At 71.6% G+C, this 20324-nt stretch carries 15 protein-coding genes; 4 read left to right on the top strand and 11 right to left on the bottom strand.

Features of this window, described 5'->3' with window-relative positions:
- Positions 1-98: 98 nt before the first annotated feature.
- The 3 genes from MKW14_RS28585 to MKW14_RS28575 form a co-directional block, all read right to left on the bottom strand.
- Positions 99-1544, bottom strand: a complete 1446-nt coding sequence (locus tag MKW14_RS28585; RefSeq protein ID WP_240867052.1) for an aldehyde dehydrogenase family protein — start codon at positions 1542-1544, stop codon at positions 99-101.
- Between the two features lie 901 nt (positions 1545-2445).
- Positions 2446-4089 (bottom strand): PucR family transcriptional regulator, encoded by a 1644-nt coding sequence (locus MKW14_RS28580; protein WP_240867049.1) that lies wholly within the window; start codon positions 4087-4089, stop codon positions 2446-2448.
- A 99-nt stretch (positions 4090-4188) separates the two neighbouring features.
- The gene (locus MKW14_RS28575) at positions 4189-6297 is read right to left on the bottom strand and encodes an ATP-binding protein (protein WP_240867047.1); all 2109 of its coding nucleotides are present in this window, start codon (positions 6295-6297) and stop codon (positions 4189-4191) included.
- 239 nt (positions 6298-6536) lie between these two features.
- Between MKW14_RS28575 and gabT the strand changes: the two genes are divergently transcribed.
- On the top strand, positions 6537-7871 hold the full coding sequence (gabT, locus tag MKW14_RS28570; RefSeq protein ID WP_240867045.1) for a 4-aminobutyrate--2-oxoglutarate transaminase: 1335 nt from the start codon (positions 6537-6539) through the stop codon (positions 7869-7871).
- 191 nt (positions 7872-8062) lie between these two features.
- Entirely contained in the window at positions 8063-8929 is an 867-nt protein-coding gene (locus MKW14_RS28565; protein ID WP_240867043.1) for a phosphatase PAP2 family protein, read from the top strand.
- Positions 8930-9028: 99 nt separating this feature from the next.
- On the opposite strand, the gene MKW14_RS28560 is transcribed toward MKW14_RS28565, so the two are convergent.
- The 7 genes from MKW14_RS28560 to MKW14_RS28530 form a co-directional block, all read right to left on the bottom strand.
- Entirely contained in the window at positions 9029-9475 is a 447-nt protein-coding gene (locus MKW14_RS28560) for a bifunctional DNA primase/polymerase (protein ID WP_240867041.1), read from the bottom strand.
- Between the two features lie 118 nt (positions 9476-9593).
- On the bottom strand, positions 9594-11012 hold the full coding sequence (locus MKW14_RS28555) for an NAD(P)/FAD-dependent oxidoreductase (protein WP_240867038.1): 1419 nt from the start codon (positions 11010-11012) through the stop codon (positions 9594-9596).
- A 22-nt stretch (positions 11013-11034) separates the two neighbouring features.
- Positions 11035-11835: an ABC transporter permease gene (locus MKW14_RS28550; RefSeq protein WP_240867035.1), complete on the bottom strand. Its 801-nt coding sequence runs from the start codon at positions 11833-11835 to the stop codon at positions 11035-11037.
- Positions 11836-12759: an ABC transporter permease gene (locus tag MKW14_RS28545; RefSeq protein WP_240867031.1), complete on the bottom strand. Its 924-nt coding sequence runs from the start codon at positions 12757-12759 to the stop codon at positions 11836-11838. It lies immediately after the preceding gene.
- Complete coding sequence (locus tag MKW14_RS28540) at positions 12759-13931, bottom strand: ABC transporter ATP-binding protein (RefSeq protein WP_240867173.1); 1173 nt, start codon at positions 13929-13931, stop codon at positions 12759-12761. The genes MKW14_RS28545 and MKW14_RS28540 overlap by 1 nt, the downstream gene beginning before the upstream one ends.
- Before the next feature lie 5 nt (positions 13932-13936).
- Complete coding sequence (locus MKW14_RS28535) at positions 13937-15184, bottom strand: ABC transporter substrate-binding protein (protein ID WP_240867027.1); 1248 nt, start codon at positions 15182-15184, stop codon at positions 13937-13939.
- Between the two features lie 48 nt (positions 15185-15232).
- Positions 15233-16774 (bottom strand): gamma-aminobutyraldehyde dehydrogenase, encoded by a 1542-nt coding sequence (locus MKW14_RS28530; RefSeq protein WP_240867025.1) that lies wholly within the window; start codon positions 16772-16774, stop codon positions 15233-15235.
- A 211-nt stretch (positions 16775-16985) separates the two neighbouring features.
- On the opposite strand from MKW14_RS28530, the gene ybiA reads away from it, so the two are divergent.
- Positions 16986-17585, top strand: coding sequence for a riboflavin biosynthesis intermediates N-glycosidase (gene ybiA / locus MKW14_RS28525; protein ID WP_240867022.1), 600 nt, complete (start codon positions 16986-16988; stop codon positions 17583-17585).
- Positions 17586-17854: 269 nt separating this feature from the next.
- Here ybiA and MKW14_RS28520 read toward each other — a convergent pair whose 3' ends face one another.
- A complete protein-coding gene (locus tag MKW14_RS28520; protein WP_240867019.1) occupies positions 17855-18793 on the bottom strand; it encodes a DUF4190 domain-containing protein in 939 nt (312 codons plus the stop codon).
- Between the two features lie 457 nt (positions 18794-19250).
- On the opposite strand from MKW14_RS28520, the gene MKW14_RS28515 reads away from it, so the two are divergent.
- Positions 19251-20312: an adenosine deaminase gene (locus MKW14_RS28515; RefSeq protein WP_276622017.1), complete on the top strand. Its 1062-nt coding sequence runs from the start codon at positions 19251-19253 to the stop codon at positions 20310-20312.
- Positions 20313-20324: the final 12 nt, after the last annotated feature.

Raw genomic sequence — 20324 nt, 5'->3', positions numbered from 1 at the left:
GGCCCGGCACCGGAAGGCATCGGTGCCGGGCCCCTTCGGGGAGCCTATATGAAAACGGTTCCCATTAACCAGCCTGTTCGGCTCGGCGCTCGTCCGGGTCAGAGAGCGAGGCCGGTCAGCACGAGCACGCGCTCGTAGGTGTAGTCGTCCATCGCGAACTTCACGCCCTCGCGGCCCACGCCGGACTGCTTGGCGCCGCCGTACGGCATCTGGTCGGCGCGGTAGGAGGGGACGTCGCCGATGACGACGCCGCCGACCTCGAGGGCGCGGTGGGCGCGGAAGGCGGCCTGCAGGTCGTGGGTGAACACGCCTGCCTGCAGGCCGTACTTGGAGGAGTTGACGGCCGCGAAGGCCGCGTCCTCGCCGTCCGCCTTCTGCACGGTCAGGACGGGGCCGAAGACCTCCTCGCAGGAGATGGTCACGTCGGCCGGAACGTCGGTGAGGACGGTCGGCGCGTAGGAGGCGCCGTCGCGGTCGCCGCCGGTGAGCAGGGTCGCGCCCGCCTCCACGGCCTCCTTCACCCACGACTCGACGCGCTTGGCGGCGTCCTCGCTGACCAGCGGGCCGACGTCCGTCTTGTCGTCGCTCGGGTCGCCGGTGACCTGGGCCTCGACGGCGGCGACGATGCGCGGCAGCAGCCGGTCGTACACGGAGGCGTCGGCGATGACCCGCTGCACGGAGATGCAGGACTGGCCGCCCTGGTAGTTGGAGAAGGTCGCGATGCGGGTGGCGGCCCAGTCGAGGTCGGCGTCGCTCGCGTAGTCGGCGAGGACGACGGCCGCGCCGTTGCCGCCGAGCTCCAGCGTGAGGTGCTTGCGCGGCACCGAGTCCATGATCGCGTAGCCGACCTTGTCGGAGCCCGTGAAGGAGATGACCGGCAGCCGCTCGTCCTGGACCAGGGCGGGCATCCTGTCGTTGGCGACCGGGAGGATGCTCCAGGAGCCGGCCGGGAGCTCGGTCTCGGCGAGAAGGTCGCCGATGATCAGGCCGGAGAGCGGGGTGGCCGGGGCCGGCTTCAGGATGATCGGCGCACCGGCGGCGATCGCGGGGGCGATCTTGTGGGCGCAGAGGTTGAGCGGGAAGTTGAACGGCGCGATGCCGAGGACGACGCCCTTGGGGAAGCGGCGGGTCAGCGCGAGCCGGCCCTGGCCGCCGAGGTCGGTGTCGAGGCGCTGGGCCTCGCCGCTGTTGAAGCGCCGGGCCTCCTCGGCGGCGAACCGGAACACGGAGACGGCACGGCCGACCTCGCCGCGCGCCCACTTGATGGGCTTGCCGTTCTCGGCGGAGATCAGCCGGGCGATCTCCTCGGTGCGCTCCACGAGTCGGCGGCTGACGTGGTCCAGGGCGGCGGCGCGGACGTGGGCGGGGGTGGCGGCGAACTCGTCGCGCACGGCGTACGCGGCGGCGACGGCCTCCTCTACCTGCGCGTCCGTCGGCACGCTCACCCGGCCGACCACATGGCCGTCCCACGGGGAGGTGACGTCGACGGTGTCCTCGCCGGTGACCTGGCGGCCGGCGAGCCAGAAGGCGGTGGTGGAAGTCATTGCGGGATCCCGGCCCTTCCGTTGGGGTGTCCAAGGGGTTCGCGTCCACGGTAGGACGCGGCGGGCGGGGGTGCGTTTGTCCGGGGTGTAGTGGTCGACGGGCCGGGTGTGCCGCTTTGGCGAGTCCACCGCCCCCCGGACGCACCGGCCCGGACCCTGCTCGCCGTGGTGCCCCGCGACCACGAGGAGTCGCACTCGGCGAGCAGATCTCCACCGCGGGCGAACGCCTCGCCGAGCTGCGGGCTCGGGGGCCTCCACCGACCGCCGGCGCCGACCAGCCACGTGCCCCCCTCCTGCCGGGCCCCACCATTTCCCCGACCCGCTGGGCGAGGGGGGCCTCCGGCGGCCAGCGGGCCGGCCCGGCCCCTGCTCGCCGTGGTGGCCCGCGACCACGAGGAGTCGCACTCGGCGAGCAGATCTCCACCGCGGGCGAGCGCCTCGCCGAGCTGCGGGCTCGGGGGCGTCCGCCGACCGCCGGCGCCGACCAGCCACGTGCCCCCTCCTGCCGGGCCCGACCACCCGCTGGGCGAGGGGGGCCTCCGGCGGCCAGCGGCCGACCAGCCGCCTGCGGCTCATCCCGGGTCCGACCGCCTCCCCGCCCCGCCCGGCAGGGGTGTCTGGCAGCCGGCGCCGACCAACCAGACGCACCGCATTGGCGAACCCACAGAACTCCCCGCCCGCCCGGAAACACCCGCCCCGCAGCCGGCGGCGACCAGCCGGACGCGCCCCATCGGCCGACCCACAGACCTCCCGGGCCACCCAGCAAAGACCCACCCCGCAGCCGGCGGCGACCAGCCAGACACACCCCGTTGGCCGGCCCGCGGATCTCCTCCAAGCGCCGGGCGAGGGTGTGTCCGGCAGTCGGCGGGCGAGGAGTCGGCTGGGGCTCAGGGCCCGGGCCCTAGTCCGCTGACGTCGCCTTCAGGGCCAGCCACAGTTCCATCCGTACGTCCGGGTCGTCCAGGGAGCGGCCCAGGATCTCCTCTACGCGGCGCATGCGGTAGCGCAGGGTGTGGCGGTGGACGCCCAGGTCGGCCGCCGCCGCGTCCCACTGGCCGTGTCGGGACAGCCAGGCCCGGAGTGAGGCCACCAGGTCGCCCCGGCCGGTCGCGTCGTGTTCGTACAGCGGGCGCAGCAGGCCGTCCGCGAATGCCTTCACCGCGTCGTCGGCCAGCAGCGGCAGCACGGAACCGGAGGCCATCTGCTCGTGCGCCACGTACACCCGCCCCCGCCGCCGGGCGACCGACAGCGCCTGCTCGGCCTGTTTGTAGGCCGCCGCGACGGCGATCGGGCCGACCGGTGCCGACACGCCGACGACCAGTTCGCCCTCGTCGCCGCCCAGTTGCTCCCGGGCCGCCCCCGTCCGCGCGGCCTCCAGGCCCGCCGCGAAGTCCGCGCAGGCCGCCAGTACCGCCCCCTCGTCGGCCGCGAGCACCATCAGCCGCTCCCCGTCGGGTACGACCAGCAGGGGCTCCCCCGCCCGCGCGGCGGCGGACTCCGCTGCCTCGGCGAGCGCGGCCAGCGGATCGGGGCCGACGGCGTCGGTCCCGGTTCTGGCCGTCTCCAGGTGCGCGTGGGAGTCGACGCTCATCCGGACGGCCGGGGCCGACTCGGCGACGATCATCCGGAAGGGGGCGTCCAACAGCCCGCCGTACAGGTCCCCGGCCACGGCCCGCGCGTGGTCCGGCTCCCCGGCGAGCAGCATCCGCAGCACCGCCACCCCGATCCGCTGCTCGGCGGCGCGCAGCGAGCGGGACCGCTCGGTGGTGAGCGTCAGCAGGGCGATCGCCGAATGGACCGCGTACCGCTCGGCCGTACCGAGCGCCGAGGCCGTCCCCACCGCGAGCGCGGCCCGCGGCCGGCGCCCCGTGCCGAGCGAGTGCAGCTCGACCCGGTCCTCGCCGTCCGGGCCGCCGACCACCGAGGACGCCGGCGCCGGCCGCTCCCGCAGCCGCTCCACGTCCGCCGTGAGCCGCGCGGCCCGCCGCCCCGCCCACTCCGGCGCGGTCGCGACGACGGCACCGGAGGCGTCGTACAGCGCGGCCCAGCCGTCGACCTGTCCGGCGAGCGCGGCGAGCAGTCCCTCCGGGCCTTCGGCGAGCGCCTGCCGGGTCAGTTCCCGCTGGGCGGCGAAGCCGGCCGTCACCGCCCGGTACTGGTCGGCCGCGATCTCGGCGGACACGGCCTTGCTGATGGCGAGGAACGGCGTGCGGCGCGGCACCTCCAGCAGGGGCAGCCCCTCCTGTTCCGCCGCGTCGACCAGCGCCTTCGGGATCTCCTCGTAGTTGACCCCGACCGCGAAGCCGAGCCCGACGACCCCGGCGCCCACCAGCCGCTTCACATACCGGCGCATCGCCTCCGGGTCCTCCGCGTCCAGCTTCAGCGCGGTGATCAGCAGCAGCTCGCCGCCCTCCATGTACGGCACGGGGTCGGCGAGCTCGCTGACGTGCGCCCAGCGGACGGGCACGTCCAGCCGGTCCTCGCCCGCGCGCACGGTCAGCTTGAGCGCGGAGTGGTGCACGAGCGAGGCGAGGGTCGGGGGCATGGGGCCTTCAGGTCTGTGTGGGCGGCGTGATCCCTGTGATCACTTGGCCACCGTGTATGAACAGACTATGCCGATTCCGCCGTACCGTACGATCCGGTGTCAGCCCCTGAGGTCCACCAGCAACGGCGGCGCGTGCTCCCCCTTCACGTTCGTCAGGGACAGCACCGCGTGGCCCGGCGGCACCCCGTGCGCCAGCTCGGACGCCGACCAGCGCTCCCGCTCCACCTGACGCACGGTCACCGCGCGCTGCGTGGGCGCCTTTCCGGTGATCACCCGGCGCAGTATGTGCAGGGCCTTGCCGGCCGGGGTCTCGGCGATGATCTGCCGGTCGGTGACGTCCCGCGCCTCGATCCACTCCTTGCCCCACACCTCGGCGAAGTCCTGTCCGTCCCAGGGGGTGAGCCCGGACAGCGCCATCCGGCAGCCGACGGCACCCAGCAGCGGACCGCGCAGGGGCCTGGGTACGTCGTCCAGGGTGCGCAGGGTCAGCACGACGCCGGCGTTCCCCGACCGCAGCCGCTGGATGCCGCGCACCGCCTCCGGGGTGACGAGGCCCGTCGCGTCGTCCAGCACCAGACAGGCGAACAGCGACCGGTCCTCCCGTACCGCCACACTGGCCGTGAACTGCGCGAGCACCAGCCGGGCCAGCATCCGGGAGGCGTCCGCGTGTCCGCGCTCGGGCAGGTCGATCCGCACCCGGACCGGGTGGTCGAGGGCCTTGAGGGAGAACGGCTTGGACTGTCCGGAGGTGTCGAAGAACCCCGCGAAAGCGGGCCGGTCCAGCAGCGCCACCCGGTCCGCGAGCACCGCCGCCACATCACCGGGATGCCCCGACTGCCGCTCCCGCGCGTCCAGTTCACGGATCAGCGACTCCTGCCCGGAGTCCTGCAGCGCGGTGCGCAGCTCCCGCAGCGGCTCGGGAGCGCCGTCGAGCAGCCGGCGCAGCTCGGGTACGGAGGGGAAGCGGCCGTGGACCGCCCGGAACGGTCCGAGCAGCTGGGCGAGCACGGTCGTGGAGCGCCGGCTGTCGCTGCCCGGGTGCGGATCGGCGAGGTCCCCGACCAGCGCCTCGGCGAGCACGGCCGCCGCCTCGTCGGGATCGGCGCTCCCGCCGTACAGGTCCAGGTCGTACTCGGACTCCAGGTTCCCGATCCGTACGACGACGTCGAAGGCGTCGGCCGGTCCGAGCCCCGCGCCGGCCGCGCCGACCACGACGACCGCGGCCCGTCCGGCCAGCGCGTGCAGGCACAGCGACTCGGCGAGCGGGCGCACCACGGTGCCGGTCTTGCCGGAGCCGGCCGGGCCGACGGCGAGCAGGGAGGTGCCGAGCAGTTCGGTGCCGAGGCCGAGCCCGGCGCCGCGGTAGGCGTAGGGGTTGCGGGGGTCGTCGGCGGTGGTGCCGAGCCGTACCTGCCCGGTGAGCAGGTCGTGGCGGGCGATCCGGGCGGGCAGGTCGCGCTCGCCGGAGGGGTGCAGACAGGCGGCGGCGCCGTCCTTGAGCACGGCCGAGGTGAACGTGGCGAGGTTGAACCGGCCGCTGCGCACGCCCTGCCAGGCCCGGACGATCCGCGCGTGGTCGACGTCCCGCATCCTCCCGGCGCGCGCCTCGGCGGCGAGCCGCTCGGCGGCGTCGACGGCTCCGGCGGCACGCAGCTGCGGCCACTCGGCGGGGTCGTGGTCGGGGGCGGGCGGGCGCTCGGTACGGGGGGTGGCCTTGCCGCGCCAGGCGGGCGGGCCGTAGCGGCGCCAGATCTCGCTCCAGCGGCCGAGCCTGCCGACGGCCAGCATGATGATCAGGGCGATCAGCACGTAGTAGGCGTAGACGACCACGACCGAGGCGAAGCTGTGCGGCTCGGCCCAGGAGTCCGGGATCATCGCGTAGAGCGGCAGCAGCCACCAGCCGCCCAGGTAGCCGTTCCACAGCAGCGACCAGACGAGCCAGCCGACGAGGAAGGCGATCAGGGCGCCGCTGACCAGCTGGCGGGCGGGGATGAGTTCCGGTTCCTCCTGCGCGCGGGGCTTGTGCCCGAACCGCCACACCCCGGGCAGCGTCTCCGGGCGCGGCGCCCGCAGCCAGGTCAGGAACGCCGAGCTGTCCGGTGGCGGCACCGACGGCGCCCGCGTGGGCATCGGCGGCACCGCGGAGCGTGCCCGCGGCACAGGATTCGCATGCGTCTCCCGCGCGTCCCGCGTCCCGTCGCTGTCCATCGCCCTCGCTCCCTGACCAGCCGCTTCCGTCCACCTTCAGCGGTCAATCTAACGCCCCCGCCAAGGGAGTTCACCGACTGCGCGGCCGAGCGGACCCGGGTGCTCCCGGATGCGCCATGTCCACCGCGGACAACCCGATCCGCCGACAACGCCCACATGGAGCATGCCCACCCCCCTCTCCCCGTCCTAGCCTGCGAGAAAAGAAGGCAGGAAACCGCAATTCCCCCCAGGAGCCCCTCATGAGCGCACTTCCGCAGGAGCGCCGCGTCGTCACCGCCATCCCCGGCCCGAAGTCGCAGGAGCTGCAGGCCCGCCGTACCGCCGCGGTCGCGCAGGGCGTGGGCTCCGTGCTGCCCGTGTTCACCGCGCGCGCGGGCGGCGGGATCATCGAGGACGTCGACGGCAACCGGCTGATCGACTTCGGTTCCGGCATCGCGGTGACGTCCGTCGGCGCGTCCGCCGAGGCCGTCGTACGCCGGGCCTCCGCCCAGCTCGCCGACTTCACCCACACCTGTTTCATGGTCACCCCGTACGAGGGCTACGTGGAGGTCGCCGAGGCCCTCGCCGAGCTCACCCCGGGTGACCACGCGAAGAAGTCGGCGCTGTTCAACTCCGGCGCCGAGGCCGTCGAGAACGCCGTCAAGATCGCCCGCGCGTACACCAAGCGCCAGGCCGTCGTCGTCTTCGACCACGGCTACCACGGCCGCACCAACCTCACGATGGCGCTCACCGCGAAGAACATGCCGTACAAGCACGGCTTCGGGCCGTTCGCGCCCGAGGTGTACCGGGTGCCCATGGCCTACGGCTACCGCTGGCCGACCGGCCCGGAGAACGCCGGTCCGGAGGCCGCCGCGCAGGCCATCGACCAGATCAGCAAGCAGGTCGGCCCGGACAACGTGGCCGCGATCATCATCGAGCCGGTGCTCGGCGAGGGCGGCTTCATCGAACCGGCGAAGGGCTTCCTGCCGGCGATCCGGAAGTTCGCCTCGGACAACGGCATCGTCTTCGTCGCCGACGAGATCCAGTCCGGCTTCTGCCGCACCGGCCAGTGGTTCGCCTGCGAGGACGAGGGGATTGTCCCGGACCTGATCACCACCGCCAAGGGCATCGCGGGCGGCCTCCCGCTGGCCGCCGTCACCGGTCGCGCCGAGATCATGGACGCCGCGCACGCGGGCGGTCTGGGCGGCACCTACGGCGGCAACCCGGTGGCCTGCGCCGGTGCGCTGGGCGCCATCGAGACCATGAAGGAGCTCGACCTCAACGCCCGGGCGAAGACCATCGAGTCGATCATGAAGCCCCGGCTCACGGCCATGGCCGACAAGTTCGACGTCATCGGCGACGTCCGCGGCCGCGGCGCCATGATCGCCGTCGAGCTGGTCAAGGACCGTACGACCAAGGAGCCCGACCCGGAGTCGACCGCCGCGCTGGCCAAGGCCTGCCACCAGGAGGGTCTGCTGGTCCTGACCTGTGGCACCTACGGAAACGTCCTCCGCTTCCTGCCCCCGCTGGTCATCGGCGAGGAGCTGCTGAGCGAGGGTCTCGACATCATCGAGCAGGCCCTCGCGCGGATCTGAGACACAGGGAATCCGCAGCTCACGCACAGGGGACCGGTCTCTCCCGCCCCAGCCGCCCCAGCCCTTTCGAGCGCCGGGATTCCGCGGCCGGGGCGGCGAGCGGCAGGCCGTGTGAAGAACGTGTGCGAGGTGTCTGTCGGGACTCGATTCCGCCTGTCTTCGACCACCGGACTGCCGTAGGTTCTATCCAGATGAGAGATACACCCCGCCCACAGGGGACTGTGGGCGACTTCAGGCCGTGGCCTCCCCAGCTACGACCTGGTCGTGCCCTCGCGCACACACCCGGAGCCTCCGGCTCCGGATCTCCTCACCGATCGGACAGTCGCCCGCCCCAAACCCCCCGGGGTGGGCGTCCATCCGGTCAGATCGGCCGCCCCGGAACGACCCCCCCTGTTCCGGGGCGGCCGGCCTCCTTCTTCCTCCTCCTTCTCGGGCTTCCCGCCCTGCTCTTCGCGCTGATCACCTGGCAGGTCGCGGCCGGCGGCCCGCTGGTGCGCGTGGACGGGCGGGTCAGCCGCGCCCTCGTGGACCCGCAGCCCTTCTACGGCGTTCTCGCCGACCTGGGCGGCGCGGGCGTCGCCGTGCCGGTGCTCGCCGTCGTCATCGGATACGTCGCCTGGCGCGGACGCGCCACCGGTACAGACCGCTGGTGGCTGCCGCCCCTCGCGGCGGCCGTCCTGATGGCGCTGGTCCCGGCCCTGGTCGTCCCGCTCAAGGCGCTGATCGACCGTCCGGGCCCACCGGTCACGGGCGTGGGCACCGGCTACTACCCGTCCGGCCACACCGCCACCGCCTCCGTCGCGTACGGCGCGGCGACCCTGCTCCTCCTCCCCTGGCTCCGCTCGGTGTACGCACGCCGTGAACTGGTCATCGCCTGCGCGGTCGTGAATCTCGCTGTCGGCTACGGCCTCGTCCGGCGCGGCTACCACTGGCCACTGGACGTCGTGGCCAGTTGGTGCCTGTGCGCGATGCTGCTGACGGGCTTCTGGGCGCTCCTCAGCCGAAACAGCCGTCGAACGTCTTGTGGAACTCCCGGTTCGAGTACCGGTCCCCGTTGATCGACCAGGTCATCAGACCGCGCAGGGTGGGCCAGGTGCCGTGGGTGGCATACGGGCCGCAGTTCGCCTTTCTCGTCAGGCTGTCGAGGGTCACGGCGCTCAGTCGTCCTCGGCCAAGCCTGCGGCAGCTTCGTGCATCGCCAGTTCCAGCAGCGCCGGGTCCGTGAGGGTGCCCGAGCCGTCCGGCGGCACCAGCCAGCGGACGCCGCCGGTGGAGCGGCCCGGGTACGGCACCACGATCCAGGTGCCGGCGCCTGCCGTACGGATGCCGGTGCCCAGCCAGCGGGCGGCGGTTCCGGGCGGCACGAAGAAGCCCATGCGCGCGTCCCCGAAGTCGACCAGCACGGGGCCGAGCTGGTCGAGGACGCGGGTGAGGACGTCGAGCGTGGGATAGCCGAGCTCGCCCGGCAGGATCAGTACGTCCCAGGCCTTGCCGGCGGGCAGCAGCGCGACCCCGAGGGGGTTGCGCTCCCATTCCCGGCGGCAGGCCCCGGGATCCGGAGCAACGGATGCCAGCCACTCGACCGCCGTCTTCGCCCCAGTCATGAGAAGACCTCCCTCTCTCCTGGACGCTGGTCGCGTCACGGGAGAGAGGGAGGTCTTCCGGCCCGCATTACGCGGGTTTCGTTCACCTTTCTCGGTGAACCGGGTCACATCTGAACGCCTAGCTGTCGAAACCGAGTCCGAGTCTGTCCATCGTGCGCAGCCACAGGTTGCGGTGGCCGGCGTGGGAGTCGGCCCGGGCGAGCGACCACTTGGTGAGGGCGATGCCGGTCCAGGCGAAGGGTTCGGGCGGGAAGGGGAGCGGCTTCTTGCGGACCATCTCCAGCGAGGTGCGCTCCGTGGCCTCCCCCGCCAGCAGGTCCAGCATGACCTCGGCGCCGAAGCGGGTGGCGCCGACGCCCAGGCCCGTGTAGCCGGCCGCGTACGACACCCGGCCCTGGTGCGCGGTGCCGAAGAACGCGGAGAAGCGGGAGCAGGTGTCGATCGCGCCGCCCCACGCGTGCGTGAAGCGGACGCCCTCCAGCTGCGGGAAGCAGGTGAAGAAGTGTCCGGCGAGCTTGGCGTAGGTCTCCGGACGGTCGTCGTACTCGGCGCGCACCCGGCCGCCGTAGTGGTGGACCGCGTCGTAACCGCCCCACAGGACGCGGTTGTCGGCGGAGAGCCGGAAGTAGTGGAACTGGTTCGCCGAGTCGCCGAGGCCCTGGCGGTTCTTCCAGCCGACGGAGGCCAGTTGGTCGGCGGTCAGCGGCTCGGTCATCAGGGCGTAGTCGTAGACCGGGACGGTGTACGCCCGCACCCGCCTGAGCAGGTTGGGGAAGATGTTGGTGCCGAGCGCGACCTTGCGGGCGCGCACCGAGCCGTACGGCGTGCTCACGGCCATCCCGGCGCCGTACGGCTTCAGGGTGAGGGCCGGGGTGTGCTCGTGGATGCGGACGCCGAGGCGGAGGCAGGCGCGCTTGAGGCCCCAGGCCAGCTTGGCGGGGTGCAGCATGGCGACGCCCCTGCGGTCCCACAGACCCGCCTGGAAGGTCGGTGAGTCGACCTGTTCCCGTACCGCGTCGGCGTCCAGGAATTCGACGCCCTCGGCGAGTCCCTGGCGCTCCATCTCCTGGTGCCAGTCCCGCAGTTCCCAGGCCTGGTAGGTCTCGGTGGCCACGTCGATCTCGCCGGTGCGCTCGAAGTCGCAGTCCAGGCCGTGCCGGGCGACCGCCTTCTCGATCTCGTCCAGGTTGCGGGCGCCGAGTTCCTGAAGCTTGTGGATCTCCTCCGGCCAGCGGGTCAGGCCGTTGGGCAGGCCGTGGGTGAGGGAGGCGGCGCAGAAGCCGCCGTTGCGCCCGGAGGCGGCCCAGCCCGCCTCCCGGCCTTCCAGCAGGACGACATCCCGTCCGGGATCGCGCTCCTTGGCGATCAGCGCGGTCCACAGTCCGCTGTAGCCGCCGCCGACGACCAGCAGATCGCAGGTCTCGGTGCCGGTCAGCGCGGGCTCGGGGTGGGGCTTGCCGGGGTCTTCCAGCCAGTACGGGACCGGCTGGGCTTCGGAAAGTGCCTTCGTCCAACGGCTCATGGCGCTTGGGGCCATGATTTCAACTCCCTACAGGTGCTTATGCCTTCTGCTTGTTGCGGCGATTGCCGATGACCATGGAGGTCAGGACCAGCAGTACCGCGACGAGGAACATGGTCGTGCCGATGACGTTGATCTGGACGGGCGTTCCGCGCTGTGCCGAACCCCAGACGAACATCGGGAAGGTGACGGTCGAGCCCGCGTTGAAATTGGTGATGATGAAATCGTCGAAGGAGAGCGCGAAGGACAGCAGCGCGCCCGCGGCGATTCCCGGCGCCGCGATCGGCAGGGTGACCCTGAGGAAGGTCTGCGCCGGGCTGGCGTACAGATCCCGCGCGGCCTCCTCCAGGCGCGGGTCCATCGACATCACGCGCGCCTTGACGGCGACGACGACGAAGCTGAGGCAGAACATGATGTGGGCGATCAGGATCGTCCAGAAGCCCAGCTGGGCACCCAGGTTGAGGAACAGGGTGAGCAGCGAGGCCGCCATCACGACCTCGGGCATCGCCATCGGCAGGAAGATCAGCGAGTTCACCGCGCCCCGCGCGCGGAAGCGGTAACGCACCAGCGCGAAGGCGATCATGGTGCCGAGGACCGTCGCGCCGATGGTCGCGAGCGCGGCGATCCGCAGGCTGATGGAGAGCGAGCCGCACATGTCGGCGACCCCGCAGGGCTGTTTCCAGGCGTCCAGGGAGAACTGCTGCCACTCGTAGTTGAAGCGCCCCTTCGGTTTGTTGAAGGAGAACACCGTCACGATGACGTTGGGCAGCAGGAGATACCCGAGGGTGATCAGTCCCGCGATGACGACGAGATGACGCTTGAGCCAGTTGACGAAGGCCATTTAAACCAGATCCTCCGTCCCGGACTTGCGGATGTAGAAGGTGACCATGGCGAGGATCGCGGCCATGAGGATGAAGGAAAGGGCGGCGGCCGTCGGATAGTCGAGAATTCTCAGGAACTGCGTCTGGATGACGTTTCCGACCATCCGGGTGTCCGTCGAACCGAGCAGGTCCGCGTTGACGTAGTCGCCGGCCGCCGGGATGAAGGTCAGCAGGGTGCCGGAGACCACGCCCGGCATCGACAGCGGGAAGGTCACCTTGCGGAAGGTGGTGAACGGCTTCGCGTACAGATCGCCCGCCGCCTCGTGCAGCCGTCCGTCGATGCGCTCCAGCGAGGTGTACAGCGGCAGGATCATGAACGGCAAGAAGTTGTACGTCAGTCCGCACACGACCGCGAGCGGTGTCGCCAGCACACGGTCGCCGGCCGTCCAGCCCAGCCAGTTGGTCAGGTCCAGGACGTGCAGCGAGTTGAGGGTGTGCACCACCGGGCCGTTGTCGGCGAGGATCGTCTTCCAGGCCAGGGTGCGGATCAGGAAGCTGGTGAAGAACGGCGCGATCACCAGGATCATGATCAGGTTCCGCCAGCGTCCCGCGCGGAAGGCGATCAGGTAGGCCAGCGGATACCCGAGCAGCAGGCACAGCACGGTCGCGGCGGCGGCGTAGGAGACCGAGCGCAGGAACTGCGGCCAGTACTCGCTCAGCGCGTCCCAGTAGGTGGCGAAGTGCCAGGTGACCTTGTAGCCCTCCTCCAGGGAGCCCGTCTGCACGGACGTGGAGGCCTGGTAGATCATCGGCAGCGCGAAGAAGACGATCAGCCAGAGGATGCCGGGCAGCAGCAGCCAGTACGGCACCAGGCGGCCCCGCTTGCGCGGGGGCTTCTTCTCGGGGGCCGGCGCCAGGGGCGGCGCCTCGGTGACGGCGGCCATCAGGCGGCCTCCTCCTCGACCTCGGCGACACCGGCGTCGCCCACCGTCCCAGCAAGCAGGGACTGTGCCGCGTCGAGGCCGAAGGTGTGGGCCGGGTTCCAGTGCAGGACGACCTCGGCGCCGGGCACCAGCCGGGCGTCGCGGTCGATGTTCTGCGCGTAGACCTCGAACTCGGGGCAGACGGGGCTGTCGATGACGTACTGGGTGGAGACGCCGATGAAGGAGGAGTCGGCGATCCTCCCGGTGATGCGGTTGCGGCCCTCGGCTATCTCGCCCGCGTCGTCGGCGTGGGTGAGGGAGATCTTCTCGGGGCGCACACCGACCAGGACCTTGCCGCCGGTCGTGGTGGGCGCCGAGCAGCGCGCCTCGGGCAGCACGAGCTTGCCGCCGCCCGCCCTGAGCACGATGTCGTCGCCGCTCTTGGTGTCGACCTCGGCCTCGATCAGGTTGGACGTGCCGAGGAAGTTGGCGACGAACGTGGTCTGCGGGTTCTCGTACAGGTCTGTCGGGGAGCCGAGCTGCTCGACGCGGCCCGCGTTCATCACGGCGACCGTGTCGGCCATGGTCATGGCCTCCTCCTGGTCGTGCGTGACATGGATGAAGGTGATGCCGACCTCGGTCTGGATGCGCTTGAGCTCCAACTGCATCTGGCGGCGCAGCTTGAGGTCGAGGGCGCCGAGGGGCTCGTCGAGCAGGAGCACCTTGGGGTGGTTGATCAGGGCGCGGGCGACGGCGACGCGCTGCTGCTGGCCGCCGGAGAGCTGGTGCGGTTTCTTGCGGGCCTGCTCGCCGAGCTGGACCAGCTCCAGCATGTCCTCGACCTGCTTCTTCACGCTCTTGATGCCGCGCCGGCGCAGGCCGAAGGCGACGTTCTCGAAGATGTCGAGGTGCGGGAAGAGGGCGTACGACTGGAAGACGGTGTTCACCGGCCGCTTGTACGGCTGCAGGTGGGTGACCTCCTGGTCGCCGAGGTGGACGGTGCCCGTGGTGGGCTCCTCCAGCCCGGCGATCATGCGCAGGGTGGTGGTCTTGCCGCAGCCGGAGGCGCCGAGCAGGGCGAAGAAGGAGCCCTGCGGCACCGTCAGGTCGAGCGGCTGCACGGCGGTGAAACCGTTGTCGTACGTCTTGCTGATACCGGCGAGGCGGACGTCGCCGCTGGTGTCCTTGGTCATCTTCGTCACGCCCCTGTGAGCTTCGCGAACTTCTGCTGGTAGGCGGTCTCTTCCTTCGAGCTCAGCGCGCGGAAGGCGTGGGACTTCGCCTGCATGGCCTTGTCGGGGACGATCAACGGGTTGCTCGCCGCCGACTTGTCGATCTTTGCGAGGTAGGGCACCACTCCCGCGACGGGGCTGACGTAGTTGACGTAGGCGGCGAGTTCGGCGGCCGGTTCGGGCTCGTAGTAGTAGTCGATGAGCCGCTCGGCGTTCGTCTTGTGACGGGCCTTGTTGGGGATCATCATGTTGTCCGTCGACGTCATGTAGCCGCTGTCGGGGATGACGTAGCCGACGTCCGGGTTGTCCGCCTGCAGTTGGACGATGTCGCCGCCCCAGGCCACGCACGCGGCGAAGTCGCCCTTGGTGAGGTCGGACGTGTAGTCGTTGCCGGTGAAGCGGCGGATCTGCCCCTTGTCGACGGCCTTCTGGAGGCGGGCGATGACGGCGTCGTAGTCGTCGTCGGTGAACTTCGCCGGGTCCTTGCCCATGTCCAGCATGGTCATGCCGACGGTGTCACGCATCTCGGTCAGGAAGCCGACGCGGCCCTTGAGCCTGGGGTTGTCGAGGAGGTCGGAGACCGACTTCACCTCGACGCCGTCGAGGGCCTTCTTGTTGTACGCGATGACGGTCGAGATGCCCTGCCACACGTACGAGTAGGCGCGGCCCGGGTCCCAGTCGGGGCTGCGGAACTGGTCCGAGAGGTTGGCGTAGGCGTGCGGCAGGTTCGACGCGTCCAGTTTCTGCACGTAGCCGAGCCGGATCATGCGGGCGGCCAGCCAGTCGGTGAGGACGATCAGGTCGCGGCCGGTGTCCTGGCCGGCGGCGAGCTGCGGCTGGATCTTGCCGAAGAACTCGTCGTTGTCGTTGATGTCCTCGGTGTACTTGACGGTGATGCCGGTCCGCTTGCGGAACGCGTCCAGCGTGGGGTGGTGCTTCTCGCTGTCGTCCACGTCGATGTACTCGGGCCAGTTGGAGAAGTTGACCTCCTTCTCCTTGGCCGAGTGGTCGTCCGCCGACACTCCGCCGCTCGTCTTGCCGGCCGCGGGGATGCCGCAGGCGCTCAGCGCGCCGAGGCCGCCGAGGGTGAGCGCGCCGCCCGCGGAGGCGCGCAACAGGGACCGGCGGGTCATCGCCGCCCGGCCGTCGCGAAGGCTGCGCCGCATCGCGGCCGCCACGGCCGGTGACAGGCGGTCGGGCTCGTACTGCTCCATGCGCTGCTGCCCTTTCGGGAGTCGCGGCCGCGGGTCGGGCGGCCTGCTCTACTGCTGTCGGTCCCCGAAGATCGTGCGGTGCCAGTCCTTGCGGGCCACCGCCGTGTTGTCGAACATGACGTGCTTGATCTGGGTGTACTCCTCGAACGAGTACGCGGACATGTCCTTGCCGAAGCCGGACGCCTGGTACCCGCCGTGGGGCATCTCGCTGATGATCGGAATGTGGTCGTTGATCCACACGCAGCCCGCCCTGATCTCGCGGGTGGCGCGGTTCGCCCGGTAGACGTCCCGGCTCCAGGCCGAGGCGGCGAGGCCGTACGGCGTGTCGTTCGCGAGCCGGATGCCCTCGTCGTCGCTGTCGAACGGCAGGACCACCAGCACCGGTCCGAAGATCTCGGACTGCACGATCTCGCTGTCCTGTGCGGCGTCGGCGACGAGGGTCGGGCGGTAGTAGGCGCCGCTCTTCAGCTCCCCCTGCGGAGCCTCGCCGCCGGTGACCACGCGCGCGTAGGAGCGCGCCCGCTCGACGAAACCGGCTACGCGGTCGCGCTGGACGTGCGAGATCAGCGGTCCGAGGTCGGTGCCCGGCGCGAACGGGTCGCCGAGCCGGACGGTCTCCATGAGGGCGGCCGTCCGCTCGACGAACGCCTCGTAGAGGGGCCGCTGCACATACGCGCGCGTGGCGGCCGTGCAGTCCTGCCCCGTGTTGATGAGCGCGCCCGCGACCGCGCCGTTGACGGCCGCCTCGAGGTCGGCGTCGTCGAAGACGACGAAGGGGGCCTTGCCGCCGAGCTCCAGGTGCAGGCGCTTGACGGTCGCCGTGGCGATCTCGGCGACGCGCCTGCCGACGGCGGTGGAGCCGGTGAAGGAGGTCATGGCGACGTCGGGGTGGGCGACCAGGTGCTCGCCGGCCTCCCTGCCGGTGCCGGTGACGATGTTGACGACACCGTCCGGGATGCCGGCGTCGGTCGCGGCCTGGGCGAACAGCAGCGAGGTGAGCGGGGTCAGCTCGGCGGGCTTCAGCACGATGGTGTTGCCCGCGGCGATCGCCGGGAGGATCTTCCAGGCGGCCATCTGCAGGGGGTAGTTCCAGGGCGCGATGGAGCCGACGACGCCGATCGGTTCGCGGCGGACGTACGAGGTGTGGTCGCCGGAGTACTCACCGGCCGACTGCCCCTGCAGATGCCGGGCGGCGCCCGCGAAGAACGCGGTGTTGTCGATGGTGCCCGGCACGTCGAACTCACGGGTCAGCTTCAGCGGCTTGCCGCACTGCAGCGCCTCGGCGCGCGCGAACTCCTCGGCGCGGTCGGCGATCACGGCGGCGAACCGGTGCAGGGCGTCCGAGCGCTCGCCCGGGGTGGCACCCGCCCAGCCCGGGAAGGCCTCTCGGGCGGCGGCGACGGCCGCGTCGACGTCGTACGGGCCGGCCAGCTCGTACGTGTAGACCTCCGCGCCGGTCGCCGGGTCGACGACGGCGTGCGTACGGCCGGACGTGCCCTTGGTCGGGCGTCCCGCGATGTACTGCGCGCCGTCCGCGAGGCGGTCCTGCGCGGGGAATCGTTCCGGGGTGGCGGTGCCCGGGTTCTGCATGTCGCTCTCCTCCGCCGTCGCCCCCCGGGGGAAGGGGGCGGGTGGCGTAGCTCCAGCTCGATTTGAGTGCCGATCCTGACAGAGGGAATGGCGGTCGACAAGTGATTCCGTTGTTGCCTTTCGGTTACGCGACGGAATCTGTCGACCAGGTGTCGAGTGAGCATGGAAAAGGGGGGACGGAGTGTCAGTGGTGGCTGCGAGACTCGCGTGCATGGAGAGGATCACGGGGAAGATCGACTCGCGAGAGGCCCTGGTCAGGGAGGTCCGCGCGGGGGCGAAGGTCAAGTACCTGCACTTCTGGGGGCATCGGCCGCGGGCGGACGGACAGATCGGGGCGAGCTGTCTGAGCCAGTGGTGGCCGTCGCCGTTCACGGTGGACGGGGTGACCTGTGCGACCGCCGAGCACTGGATGATGGCGCGCAAGGCACGGCTGTTCGGGGACGCGGAGGCGGAGCGGCGGGCCCTGGAGGCCGGGCATCCCTCACAGGCCAAGAAGGCGGGTCGGCTGGTAAGGGGCTTCGACGAGGCGGTCTGGGAACGCGAGCGCTTCGGGATCGTCGTCGAGGGCAGCGTCCACAAGTTCGCCGCGCACGCCGATCTGCGGGGGTTTCTGCTGGGCACGGGTGATCGGGTGCTGGTGGAGGCGAGCCCCGTGGACCGCGTGTGGGGCATCGGCCTCACGGCGGACGACGAGGCGGCGACGGATCCGGAGCGGTGGAGGGGGCTGAATCTGCTGGGGTTCGCGTTGATGGAGGCGCGGGGGCGGTTGCGGGAGGGGGTGGCCGGGGCTGAGTCCGCTGAGGTCCCGTAGCGGGGGTGCGGGTGATGTGGGGAGGGGCTGGGCGGGAGTGAAGCGGCTGGACCCGGAGTGGGGGCGGGCGGATCCGGGACGGTGAGCCGGGACCGGATCGGCGGTTCCCGTGGGGGAGGCGGGCGGTTTCTGGGGGGCGAGCAGGGGCTGAATGGCAAGGTCAGCGGTGATGGGGGCGCGGGGCGCTGTGGGAGTGCTGGGCAGGAGCTGAGCGGGGGTTCGCCCGCGCTCAGCCCTGCGCCGTCAGTCCTCTGCCGTCAGTCGTGCCGTCAGCCCTGCGCGAGCAGTGGTGCCGAGATGCTGGGGGCGGAGTTGTAGGACGGTTCGTCGTCCGTGCGGTTCTTCTCGTCGTTGATGGCGAGGACTATGCCGACGATCAGCAGGGCGATCGTGGCGAGGCCCAGGATGATGCCGATGATGCCGGTGATGAAGCCCGCCTGGGCCTGTCCGCGGTTGGTGGCCTCGCCACGGTCCGCGCGCCGCTTGCCCTTGACGCCGAAGACGACCGCGAGAACGCCGAGGATCAGGCCGACGATGCCGTAGATGCAGAACAGGCAGCAGGACAGGATGCCCAGCACCATCGCCGCCGTGCCCATGCCGTTCTGCGGGGGCGCCTGCATACCGGGCCAGCCGTAGCCCTGCGGGTAGGCGGGGTAGCCGTAGCCGCCGGGCCCGGCTCCCTGGGTGCCCGGACCCGCGCCGGGCGCGACGGGCGGAGGCGGCACGGCCGACTCGGCCCAGCCGTTCGGGGCGCCGGGGGCGCCGGGCGGGGCGTAGGAGGGGGCGCCGAAGCCGGGGGCTCCCTGACCGGCGGCGTCCTGACCGGGGGCGGCGAAACCGGCCCCCTGCCCTTGCTCCGGGGCGCCGAAGCCAGGGGTCCCCTGTCCGGGAGTGTCCTGACCCGGGGCGGCGAAACCGGACCCCGATGCCGGCTGGGTGGGGGCGCCGAAGCCGGGGGTGGACTGGCCAGGGGGGTAGGAGCCGGGGGTGCCCTGTGCAGGGGGGCCGAAGCCGTCCGACGGGAAGGACGTCACCGTGGCCTGGTCGTGTGCGGACGGCGGCTGGGCGGAGGGCTGCCGGTCCTGCGGGGCGGGCTGTGTGCCGGGGGCCGACGAGGCGCCCTTGTCCAGCGAGGTCTTGCGCTCCGGCGGCGCCCACGGGTCCTGCTCGGCTCCCGCGCCCCCACCCGGCTGTGTCTGATCCGCCACGTCCCCGTCCCCCTCAATCGATCGTCACGCCATGGTAGATGCTCCCCCCACCTCGCTCACCGCCTGGTCACCGACCACCCCCTCCGCACCACACACCCCCGCCGCGTCAAACCCACGCCACCACCGCGAGCGGCCCCCGCATGCCCCACCGACTCCGTCGCCACCGCCTTCCTCCCCACCGCCTCCCCACCGTCCGCCCCCCGCCGTCCCCCACAGCCAATCGTCCCCACGCCCAACCGCCCCAGCCCTCACCGTCTCCCTCCTCACCGTCCCGCGCCCCACCAACTCCCCGCCCCCCACCGTCCCCACACCCCACCACCCCGGCGCCCGCCCGTCTCCCTCCCCACCATCCGCCGCCCACCCCTCACCCCCGGCCTACGATGATCCCGAGTCATCGATCAGCCGATCACCCGCGTCCCGAGTCGCTGCGTTCGGGGCGCTGTTGCGGGGAGGAACCTTGTCCGAGCGTCTTGTCGAGCCGCGTGTGCCGCGTGATCTGCATGCCTTCATCGCCTCGCTGCCGAAGGCCGAACTGCACGTCCACCACGTCGGCTCCGCCTCCCCCAGGATCGTGTCGGAGCTGGCGGCACGGCATCCCGACTCCCGGGTGCCGAGCGACCCGGAGGCCCTGGTCGACTACTTCACGTTCACGGACTTCGCGCACTTCATCGAGGTGTATCTGTCCGTCGTGGATCTCATCCGCACCCCGGAGGACGTCCGGCTGCTGACCTACGAGGTGGCGCGTGACCTGGCCCGGCAGCAGGTGCGGTACGCCGAGCTGACGATCACTCCGTTCTCCTCGACCCGGCGCGGCATCGACGAGCGCGCCTTCATGGAGGCGATCGAGGACGCCCGCAAGGCCGCCGAGGCCGAGTTCGGGACCGTACTGCGGTGGTGCTTCGACATCCCCGGCGAGGCGGGCCTGGAGGCAGCCGAGGAGACCGCGCGGCTCGCCACCGACGACCGGCTGCGCCCGGAGGGCCTGGTCTCGTTCGGTCTCGGCGGCCCCGAGATCGGCGTACCGCGCCCGCAGTTCAAGCCGTACTTCGACCGTGCCATCGCCGCCGGCCTGCACTCGGTACCGCACGCCGGCGAGACCACCGGCCCGGAGACGGTCTGGGACGCGCTGACCCACCTGCGCGCCGAGCGCATCGGGCACGGCACCAGCTCCGCCCAGGACCAGAAGCTGCTCGCCCACCTCGCCGAGCACCGCGTCGCGCTGGAGGTCTGCCCGACCTCCAACATCGCCACGCGCGCCGTCCGCACCCTCGACGAGCACCCGCTGGCGCAGTTCGTGCAGGCCGGCGTCCTGGTCACGATCAACTCCGACGACCCGCCGATGTTCGGCACCGACCTCGACAACGAGTACGCCGTCGCCGCCCGCCTGCTGGACCTCGACGAGCGGGGACTGGCCGACCTCGCGAAGAACGCGGTCGAGGCGTCCTTCCTGGACGAGGCCGGCAAGCGCCGGATCAAGGACGAGATCGACACGTACACGACGGACTGGCTCGCACCCTGAGTCACCTCGCCT

This window comes from Streptomyces gilvus (assembly GCF_022513565.1).
GTDB classification, from domain to species: Bacteria; Actinomycetota; Actinomycetes; order Streptomycetales; family Streptomycetaceae; genus Streptomyces; species Streptomyces gilvus.
Note: the sequence above shows the minus strand (reverse complement) of the source record. Positions and strands in the feature narration are given on the sequence as shown.